The 2,808-nt window shown below is 36.8% G+C and carries 4 protein-coding genes and 3 pseudogenes; 6 read left to right on the top strand and 1 reads right to left on the bottom strand.

Annotation, left to right across the window (positions count from 1 at the left end; genetic code table 11):
• From ACWOEC_RS12050 to ACWOEC_RS12040, 3 genes and pseudogenes are all read left to right on the top strand, one after another.
• A pseudogene (locus ACWOEC_RS12050) lies at positions 1–302 on the top strand (primase C-terminal domain-containing protein); the annotation flags it as partial.
• A 136-nt stretch (positions 303–438) separates the two neighbouring features.
• On the top strand, positions 439–726 hold the full coding sequence (locus ACWOEC_RS12045) for a PrgN (RefSeq protein WP_002298753.1): 288 nt from the start codon (positions 439–441) through the stop codon (positions 724–726).
• A 3-nt stretch (positions 727–729) separates the two neighbouring features.
• Positions 730–1,044: a hypothetical protein gene (locus ACWOEC_RS12040; protein WP_007209258.1), complete on the top strand. Its 315-nt coding sequence runs from the start codon at positions 730–732 to the stop codon at positions 1,042–1,044.
• A 41-nt stretch (positions 1,045–1,085) separates the two neighbouring features.
• Here ACWOEC_RS12040 and ACWOEC_RS12035 read toward each other — a convergent pair whose 3' ends face one another.
• Positions 1,086–1,541, bottom strand: a complete 456-nt coding sequence (locus ACWOEC_RS12035) for a hypothetical protein (RefSeq protein ID WP_455308471.1) — start codon at positions 1,539–1,541, stop codon at positions 1,086–1,088.
• Between the two features lie 457 nt (positions 1,542–1,998).
• On the opposite strand from ACWOEC_RS12035, the gene ACWOEC_RS12030 reads away from it, so the two are divergent.
• The 3 genes and pseudogenes from ACWOEC_RS12030 to ACWOEC_RS12020 form a co-directional block, all read left to right on the top strand.
• On the top strand, positions 1,999–2,124 hold the full coding sequence (locus tag ACWOEC_RS12030) for a hypothetical protein (RefSeq protein ID WP_455308469.1): 126 nt from the start codon (positions 1,999–2,001) through the stop codon (positions 2,122–2,124).
• 54 nt (positions 2,125–2,178) lie between these two features.
• Positions 2,179–2,556 (top strand): annotated as a pseudogene (locus ACWOEC_RS12025) (DNA topoisomerase); the annotation flags it as partial.
• Positions 2,557–2,630: 74 nt separating this feature from the next.
• Positions 2,631–2,808 (top strand): annotated as a pseudogene (locus tag ACWOEC_RS12020) (IS6 family transposase); the annotation flags it as partial.

Genomic DNA, 2,808 nt, shown 5'->3' with positions numbered 1-2,808 from the left:
TAACTGAACGTTTAGAGATCCCAAAACGTTCCCTGGACAAAGTACTGAAGCAGTTGAGAGAAGAGAACAAAATTCATTTTCGTGTTCGTGCTGGTCGTAATGGAGGGATTATTCTAGCTTCGATACATGGATTGATGCGCTCCGTTATCCAGCTAAAAAAAGAAAGGCGGGGGGCTTATTTCGCTGCGATCTCAGAAGCTTTTGGAAAAGAATACACGTTTGTCCAGACAGCACTGAAACGCTTGATAGATCCCAATAAGATCGGCGTGCAAACAGATCTGTTCATGATTGATACAGGTTGAAATTAAAAGGTGCAAATTGCCTATTACATTATATCTATGATACGTTCCTTCTTTTTCTCCGCCTTGCTTGCTGGTCTTAAGAAAGAGTAGTACTATTATTGCAAACGAAATAATATGGTGGGAGGTCTTTCTGACTATGAGTATTAATACCTTTGTATATCCCTACCCGATCAATGTTTTTATAATTTCGCGGCTAGGGATGACAGTAGAGCAATTTTGTGAATTACATGGATATAAGCAGAGTACAGTAGCAAGCTGGGTAACAAGGAATCGTGCAGTAAAAACGTTACCTTGTGATTTTTTATATTGTCTTAGTCTTTCTTCAGGCTGGTCGATGGATGATGTTTATCGTCATTTATTGGTATTGGAGGAGAGGTTTTTAAAGAGTATTGATCCAAAGAAGAAGAAAGAACAGGTGGACTGATTGATGACGGAGGAGGAGTTATCTGTTCTTAATAGAATCAAAGAATGGTCTGTTCTTTTGAAGATTTATTATGGTATTCTGTTCTTTTCATTTGTTACAGTAGGCTTAGTTTCTCTTTTGTTGACTCTTTTATCATTATGGACGAATATGATGCTATTTTTGTATTTACTTTTACTGTTTTTCTTAGGATTAGGGGGAGTAGGTACTGCCATTCTTGATGATTATAAGTGGTCATTGTTTAGTGGAATTTGTAGGAGAATGAAAAAAAGTGCAACTGTTGAGTCTTATGAATGCTGGAAGAAGGAAATGAATGTGTAGAGGTATACAAAAGAGCCTAGCAATAGATACTAGGCTTTTTCCTATGGCTTTAAAATGTATACAGGTGGAATATGAATGTTGTTTGGACGATCACCGTTTCTGTCAGATAAACGTTGGAAAGCGCCGTGTAGACCTTCTACCAAATGACTGGATGGCAATAAATTGTGCCAATTTGTTACGATTTGATTTAATTTGTTTAGTTTCTTTTGTCTTTCATTTCTTTTATTTTCCGTGTAGATAGCTAGAACATTCTCTAAGTATTGGGCCCACATTTTCAGTTTAATGAAGTCAACATGGTCTGCTACGAAAGCTAGTTTTTCCAATATGAGTTTTGATTCTTCAAAGTACCCTAAGTCCATTAAGCAGTCAGATAAGTTTCCCAAGCAGATAGGGTAATATTTCTTGTAAAAATGGTTGAATGAGTCCATGACATTGAAGTCAACAGCAAGTAGTTTTTGACTAACTATTTGCAGCTGGTCAATAGATAATGGGGTCATAAAGTCTGCGAAAAATTGGAAATCATAAGAAGTCGGGTACGTGACTTCTTATGATTTGATTTATAAGAGCCAGGGCTTTAGTGATATCGATTTTAGGAATTTGAGTAGTGTCATTTGATAAAAATTTCTCAAGCAGCATTCTTAAACGGATTAGTGTCAAATTATTGTTTTCGTTTCTAAAACATCCTTGTATAGCAAGATAGCTTGTTGAACATCATGATGTTCAACAAGGTTGTAACGTTTTTTTGAGTGTTGTTGTCTTCGGATATCGAATTCAAACAATCACTACTTATCACTAACAAGTCAATTATCAGATTGAACAGAAAAGTGGATTGACAGCTGAAGCAGTTGAAGAGCTCAAAGATTACTCAAATAAACAATTTCAAGGCTAGAGAACAAAAGCAAGAACAAACAATAGCTTTACAAAGAGAAGAAGAAAAATAAAGGAGAGTGAGCTATGAATTTTCTACAAAATAATTTCCAAACTTTATATTTAGGTGCAGCTGCAGGAGATATTCAAGGAAGAATTTCTGGAGCATTAACAACAGTTCAATCCGTATTGACAGGTATACAAGATCGTTAAAAAGCATTTAGATGAAGCGGAAACAATCGTGATTGCGACCGAGAAGGTGAAGCAATCGCCCGCTTGATTATCAACCTTTCGGGAAATAACCGGAAAACCATTAAACGTTTATGGATCAACTCGCTTGAAACTAGCGAAATCAAAAAAGGATTTCAAAATCTGAAGGACGGACAGGCGTTTTATTCCACTTACAAAGAAGCAGAAACCCGACAAATCGCTGATTGGCTGGTAGGAATCAATCTCACCCGTCTTTACACGCTTTATATGCAGAAAAACGGCATGAGAGGCGTGTTTAGCGTTGGACGCGTCCAAACCCCGACTTTGTTCTTGATTTACCAACGCAACGAAGAAATCAAACATTTCGTCAGCAAGCCATTTTATGAGTTGTATGCCACTTTCACACACTCGAATGGTAAGTACAAAGGGAAATACGGTTCTGTTGCAAAGTTTTAAATCTACTATCAAATAAGGTAGAATAATAGAAAAAGATAGCAGGAGGAATGACGATGAATCCTTTTAAAGGAAAGCAATTTCAGCAGGATGTGATTATTGTAGCTGTGGGCTACTATCTTCGTTATAACCTTAGCTATCGTGAAGTTCAAGAAATCTTATATGATCGTGGCATTAACGTTTCTCATACGACGATTTACCGTTGGGTGCAAGAATATGGTAAACTACTCTATC

Source organism: Enterococcus bulliens (assembly GCF_053761865.1).
The sequence above is the reverse complement of the archived record's forward strand: the minus strand, read 5'-3'. Positions and strand labels throughout refer to the sequence as shown.